The organism is Sandarakinorhabdus sp., assembly GCF_031422795.1.
GTDB lineage: Bacteria > Pseudomonadota > Alphaproteobacteria > Sphingomonadales > Sphingomonadaceae > Sandarakinorhabdus.
The window spans coordinates 1-5,950 of sequence record NZ_JANPML010000165.1 but is presented as its reverse complement, the minus strand read 5'-3'; the positions used below and the strand labels follow the sequence as shown (position 1 = coordinate 5,950).

The 5,950-nt window shown below is 63.0% G+C and carries 5 protein-coding genes; all 5 read right to left on the bottom strand.

All coding sequences use genetic code 11. The features are described from left to right. Positions 1-310: 310 nt before the first annotated feature. The 5 genes from RMO81_RS06085 to RMO81_RS06065 all read right to left on the bottom strand — a co-directional run bounded on the left by RMO81_RS06085 (position 311) and on the right by RMO81_RS06065 (position 5,354). Entirely contained in the window at positions 311-1,687 is a 1,377-nt protein-coding gene (locus tag RMO81_RS06085) for a class II 3-deoxy-7-phosphoheptulonate synthase (RefSeq protein ID WP_310474889.1), read from the bottom strand. A gap of 39 nt (positions 1,688-1,726) precedes the next feature. Continuing rightward, positions 1,727-3,067, bottom strand: a complete 1,341-nt coding sequence (gorA, locus tag RMO81_RS06080; RefSeq protein WP_310474887.1) for a glutathione-disulfide reductase — start codon at positions 3,065-3,067, stop codon at positions 1,727-1,729. Between the two features lie 67 nt (positions 3,068-3,134). Continuing rightward, complete coding sequence (locus RMO81_RS06075) at positions 3,135-3,614, bottom strand: GNAT family N-acetyltransferase (RefSeq protein WP_310474886.1); 480 nt, start codon at positions 3,612-3,614, stop codon at positions 3,135-3,137. After that, complete coding sequence (locus RMO81_RS06070) at positions 3,611-4,420, bottom strand: DUF1294 domain-containing protein (protein ID WP_310474885.1); 810 nt, start codon at positions 4,418-4,420, stop codon at positions 3,611-3,613. Before RMO81_RS06070 ends, RMO81_RS06075 begins: the two co-directional genes overlap by 4 nt. A gap of 61 nt (positions 4,421-4,481) precedes the next feature. Beyond that, a complete protein-coding gene (locus RMO81_RS06065; RefSeq protein WP_310474884.1) occupies positions 4,482-5,354 on the bottom strand; it encodes a hypothetical protein in 873 nt (290 codons plus the stop codon). Between the last annotated feature and the right edge of the window lie 596 nt (positions 5,355-5,950).

The window sequence follows — 5,950 nt, the reverse complement described above, 5'->3', positions numbered from 1 at the left end:
CAAAGCAACTGGTAACGAAGCCTTTACCTCGAATAATATTCGAGAAGAAAAACTATTCGTTAACCGGATGTATCGAAACGCTGATACATCCGGTTCGATCTGCTGCTTAATCCGTATTGGTGTGGAAAATGTAAACGCGGCTATCATTTTGTGCTGAACCCTCATGAACTGTAATTCTCATGATAAGGAACGATAAAGCTGCGTTAAAAATTCCCTACATTTGTGCCTGAAGCAGAAATAAATACGACCGCGCCCGGCCAGCCATGACGGGCTGGCCGGGCGCGGCCGTTCGGGTAATTTCAGATCGCGGTCAGGCGGCGGCGCTGTGTGCCAGGGCTTCGCGTTCGGCCTTCAGGGCTTCGGCGATTAGAAACGCCATTTCAAGGCTTTGGCTGGCATTCAGCCGGGGGTCGCACTGGGTCTGATACCGGGCGCCCAGGCCCTCATCGGAAATGGCGACGGCGCCGCCGGTGCACTCAGTCACATCCTGTCCGGTCATCTCCAGATGGATGCCACCGGCATGGGTGCCTTCGGCCCGATGGACGGCGAAAAATCCGGTCACTTCGGCCAGAATCCGGTCAAATGGGCGGGTTTTCAGGCCACCAGCGGCCTTGATCGTGTTGCCGTGCATCGGGTCACAGCTCCACAAAACATTGCGGCCCTCCCGAGTCACGGCGCGAATCAGGCGGGGCAGGTTGGCTTCCACCTTGTCATGACCGAATCGGGCGATGAGGGTGATTCGGCCCGGTTGATTCGCGGGATTCAATGTGTCCAGCAAACGGATCAGATCGTCCGCCTCCAGGCTCGGACCGCATTTCAAGCCGAGCGGATTGCCGACTCCGCGCAAAAATTCGACATGAGCCGAGCCGGCAAAGCGCGTGCGGTCGCCAATCCACAGCATATGGGCCGAGGTGTCGTACCAGTCGCCGGTCAGGCTGTCCTCCCGCGTCATGGCCTCTTCATAGCCCAACAACAGCGCTTCGTGGCTGGTAAAGAAGCTGGTGCCCTTCAGCTGCGGCACCGTTTCCGGCGACAGGCCGATGGCTTCCATGAAGTCCAGCGCCTCACCGATCCGATCGGCCAGTTGGGCATATTGTTCGGCCCAGGGCGAACGGGCGGCAAAATCCAGGTTCCATTTGTGCACCTGGTGCAGATTGGCATAGCCGCCGCTGGCAAAGGCCCGCAGCAGGTTCAACGTGGCCGCCGACTGCATGTAACCGCGGACCATGCGCTGCGGGTTCGGCGTGCGCGCTTCAGCCGTGAACGCGATGTCGTTGACATTGTCGCCGCGATAACTGGGCAGCGACACGCCATCGATTTCCTCGAAATCCCCGGAACGTGGTTTGGCAAACTGGCCGGCCATGCGGCCCACCTTCACCACCGGCATCTTGCTGGCAAAGGTGAGGGTAACCGCCATCTGCAGCAGCACGCGGAACGTGTCGCGGATGGTGTTGGGGTGGAAGTCGGCAAAGCTCTCGGCGCAATCGCCACCCTGGAGCAGGAAGGCATTTCCGGCCGCCACGTCGGCCAGACGTGTGGTCAGATCACGCGCCTCGCCGGCAAACACCAGCGGCGGATAGGAACGCAGCTCGGTTTCCACCGCCTGCAACGCCGCGACGTCGGGATAGGTGGGCAATTGCCGGGCTTCGTGTTGGCGCCAGCTGTTGGGGGTCCAGTTGTTGGTCATAGCGCAGGTGCTTTGCGGCAAATCATCAGGGTGAGCAAGTCACCGCATCAGCACCAGTTCCTCGCTCAACGTTGGGTGCAGGGCCTTGGTGTCGTCAAACTGCGCCTTGGTCAGCCCGGCCTTCACTGCGATGGCGACGGCCTGCAGGATCTCCGGCGCATCCGGGCCGATCATGTGGGCGCCCACGACGCGATCCGTGGCGGCATCGACAACCAGTTTATACAGCGCGCGTTCGTTGCGGCCGGCCAGCACATTCTTCATCGGCCGGAAATCGGAGGTGAAGATCTTCACTTCGCCAAAGGCGTTGCGGGCCTGGGCCTCGGTCATGCCGACGCTGCCCAACGGCGGGTTGGAAAACACCGCCGATGGAATGGCGTTGTAATCCACGTGCCAGTTCTTGCCGCCATACAGGCGATCGGCAACGCTGTGGCCTTCGCGGATGGCCACCGGGGTCAGTTGCACCCGGTCGGTCACGTCGCCCACGGCATAGATGTTGGGCACGTTGGTGCGGTTATCGACATCAACGGCAATCGCGCCCTTTTCATTCAGCGCGACACCCGCATCCGCCAGCCCGAGGCCGTCGACATTAGGCACCCGGCCCAGCGCCCACATCACCACATCGGCATCCAGCGTCTTGCCGTCGGTGAAGTGCAGGCGCAGGCCATCTGCAAGTTTTTCAACGCGCTCGAGTCGGCAATTCAGCTTGAAGTTCAGCCCCTTGGCCAGGCTGATCTGCAACAGCCGATCCGAAAGCGCCGGTTCCCAGCCGCGCAGGATGGTGTCGCTGCGGTTGATCAGGGTCACGTCAACGCCGAGTTCGTGGAACACGCCGGCAAATTCGGTGGCGATATAGCCAGCGCCAGCGATCACCATGCGTCGCGGCAGTTCGGGCAGGTGGAACACCTCATTCGAGGTGATGCCATGTTCGGCGCCGGGCACATCGGGCAGATAGGGCCGGGCGCCGGTGGCGATCAGGATGGTGCTGGCGGTGTAGCGCTGGCCATTCACCTCCACCGTGTGCGTATCGATCAGCCGGGCGTGGCCGAGCAGGGTGGTCACCTTGTTGTTGTCGAGCGTGTCCTGATACAAGCCGTTCAGCCGATTGACCTCTGCCCCCACATTGTCGCGCAGGGTTGGCCAGTCGAAGCGCTTGCCCTCGATGTGCCAGCCAAAGCGGCGAGCGTCTTCCAGGTCCTCGGCAAAGTGCGATCCGTACACCAGCAGTTTCTTGGGCACGCAGCCGCGGATGACGCAGGTGCCGCCAACGCGAAATTCCTCCACCACCGCCACGCGCGCACCATGGCCAGCGGCGATGCGACTGGCGCGCACCCCGCCGGAACCGGCACCGATTACCAAAAGGTCGAAATCATGGCTGCTCATGGGCCCGGCATAGGGCAGGCGTGCTGACGGCGCCAATCGAATTCACTGGTAAGGGCAATCGATCCGTTCAACCGACAACGAGTGTCCAGCACAGCAACGGGCCGTCGTCTGGATCGTCGCGGCGGCCGGTGCAGACAAAGCCGTTGGCGATCAGCGCCTGCTGTGATGGCTGGTTGGCCGCGCCGGTTTCGGCCGCGACGGTTGCCACGCGCCGATCCTGACGGGCCCAATCACACAAGGCGCGCACCGCTGCTGTGGCATGGCCGCGCCCGCGTCGGGCCGGTGCGATGCCATAACCAATGGTGATGATGCCGTTGGCCGGCGGCTTTACCAGCGACAACAGCCCGACAATTTCGCCGTCTGCCACCACCAGCCAGGCCGCCGGATCAAAATCCGGCCTGATGCTGCCGGCAAGGTCGCGCAGCATCGCCACTGTGTCGGGCGTTTCGATGCCGCCATCGGGCAGGCCGGCTCCGGCTGGCGCCAGGCCCTGCGCCAGACGATCCAGATCGGCGGCGCCGGCGGCTTGCAGCACGGCTGCGCTCACGCCGAAAACTGCCACCACAGCAGGCCGATCACTGCCCCGAACTGCAGCCCCGAAATCAGCAACAGCGACTGTTTGAAACTGTCCTTGGACGATTTGTGGCGCAGCTGCTTCATGGCGTACCAGGCAGCCGGCGTGCCGCCCACCAGCGCCCATCCCAGCAGCTTGGTTTCGGCAATGCGTTCACGCGAACGCCCAGCCACTGCCCGGCGTTTGTCGAGGGCAAACATCGCCCAGGTGACCGCGTTGATCAGCGCCAGACCCAGCATCAGCAGAAAGGTCATGCCGGGGCCGGGAATGACCAGCAGCGCCGGTGCCGGCGTATCGGCGGGCACGATTACCCGCTCTGGCACCGGGTCTGGCACCGGGCCTGGCATTGGCGCCTGCTGCGGTTCGGGCGCACGTTGAGCCAAGGATTGTGGCGCAACAGGCTCTGCGGCCTGATCGTTGCAATCGAGCGCGGCATAGCGCGGTTCGGCAAGGCCGGAGGCGATCATCGCACAGCTGATGTTCACCGTGCCTGCCGTGCAATTGACGATGGCGCGGCCATATGTATCGGTATCTTCCTGCACGCACTGCAATGTCTTGCCGCGGGTCAGGCGGCGCAATTGGTCGCGCGCGGCAAAGGGATCGCCATCCACACAGCGACGGCCCGGCCGGCAGGCGCCCGGCATTTCGGGAGCATCGATGCCTTGCAAACGCATTGCGCCGCCCAGGTTGGAACAACGCACATTGTCGCCATCATGATGGCTGGGGTTTTCGCAGGTAAAGCTGGCAGCGGCGGCCAGGACGATCAGGGGCAAAGACATGGCCCATGTTTACCGGCAGGCCTGACAATCGCAAGCGTGGCGCAAGCCAGCGCAACCAGTATCAGCCGGCGATCCACCACCAAAGCGCGCCGATGAGCAATCCAATCTGAATGCCGGTGATATTGAGCAGGCGGGGCAGCAGCGCTTCCTGCTGACGGCCGGCGTGGCGGGTCCACAGTGCTGTCCATGCGGCGGGTGAGGCGCCGGCAGCGGCCAGGCCCAGGAACAGCCAGGGATCCAGCCGGTCCATCGGGGCACCCCAGCGCGCGCGCGCCGGCCAGCGTTCATGCGCCAGTTGCAACAGCGCCAGATTGGCCATCGCCATCCACAGGCCGATCATCACCATGGCGCCGGCCACAGGGAGCGACCACGGCGTCTCTTGCAGCGCCACCCCGTCCATCACGACCGTTGGTGCGGCTGGCAATGATCGTGCCGGGTTCGAATCGCCCATATCGAGCGTGATGCGAGCGTTTGCCGGCAGCGCCTGCGGCAGCCCGCCGGGCAGAACACCCGGTTCATAGCGGGCGGATTGCAGCAAGACCGGGCGGCGGCGAACCGTGGTTGTGCAGTTGCAATCGCCGGCCGTCCTGCTGGGCACGGCATGGTTCGACGCCAGCATGGCACAGGAAATATCGGTGGAATCGATCCGGCAGCGGGCCAGCACGCGGCCCCTGTTGTCGGTGCCGGCTGTTTCGCATGCAAGGGGTCGCCCCATGGTCAGGCCGCGCAACGCTTCGCGGGCGGCAAAAGGATCACCAGTGGGACAGATTTCGCCGGGAAGGCAGGTCGCCGGCATTGCTGGCGTATCATAGCCCATCAACCGAACTAAGTCCGGACGATTGGCACAACGCACCGTGCTGGCGTTGTCGTGAACCGGAGCCAGACAGGTAAAACTGCCCAGCAACGCCCCTGCAATGATTTCCCCCGCAAACATTCTTGAACGCCAACACCCCAAACTGTGCGTGGAACGGCGCGAGTAAACACTCGAATCCGTCGCCCCTGGTTCGGTGACCCTATGTCAACTGACCACACTGCTTGCCGCCCAGCAGAACGCTGGTTGCGAAATCACGATCATCTGCGCTGTGGCTCGGCTCCCTAGGCTGGGCCAAAGACACAGATGATCGTGACAGGCAGTTGATTTCCCGGTCACGCAGACCCACCCGAGCCTGCAGTTGCCCGAAAAATCGAAGGCATCGCTGCTGCACAACCGCTGGTTCCGGTCCGGACTGAATGGCAGCAACCGCCGCGATCCAGGCCGGCGCCGGCACCCGTTTTGCTGGCTGTTCCGCGAGCGGAGCAATCAGCGCCACGAGCGGCGCACAACATGGGACCATAGTGGTACAATTTTACAATTTGGCAAGTAATTTGACAGCGAGATGCCGCATTATCTGCGCGCACACAGGAGGCCGCCCCGTTCCCCTGAATTTGTGAACGGTATCAGAATGCTTGGCCACAGCACCACGATGTTCGACTCGGCCCACGCCCCGGCATCAAGGGCGGCCGGATACCGTTTCCCGGTTGCCGATTCGG

Coding starts and splice junctions, on each gene's coding strand:
- RMO81_RS06085 (WP_310474889.1), bottom strand. CDS start 1,687: ATGACCAACAACTGGACCCCCAACAGCTGGCGCCAACACGAAGCCCGG.
- gorA (WP_310474887.1), bottom strand. CDS start 3,067: ATGAGCAGCCATGATTTCGACCTTTTGGTAATCGGTGCCGGTTCCGGC.
- RMO81_RS06070 (WP_310474885.1), bottom strand. CDS start 4,420: ATGTCTTTGCCCCTGATCGTCCTGGCCGCCGCTGCCAGCTTTACCTGC.
- RMO81_RS06065 (WP_310474884.1), bottom strand. CDS start 5,354: ATGTTTGCGGGGGAAATCATTGCAGGGGCGTTGCTGGGCAGTTTTACC.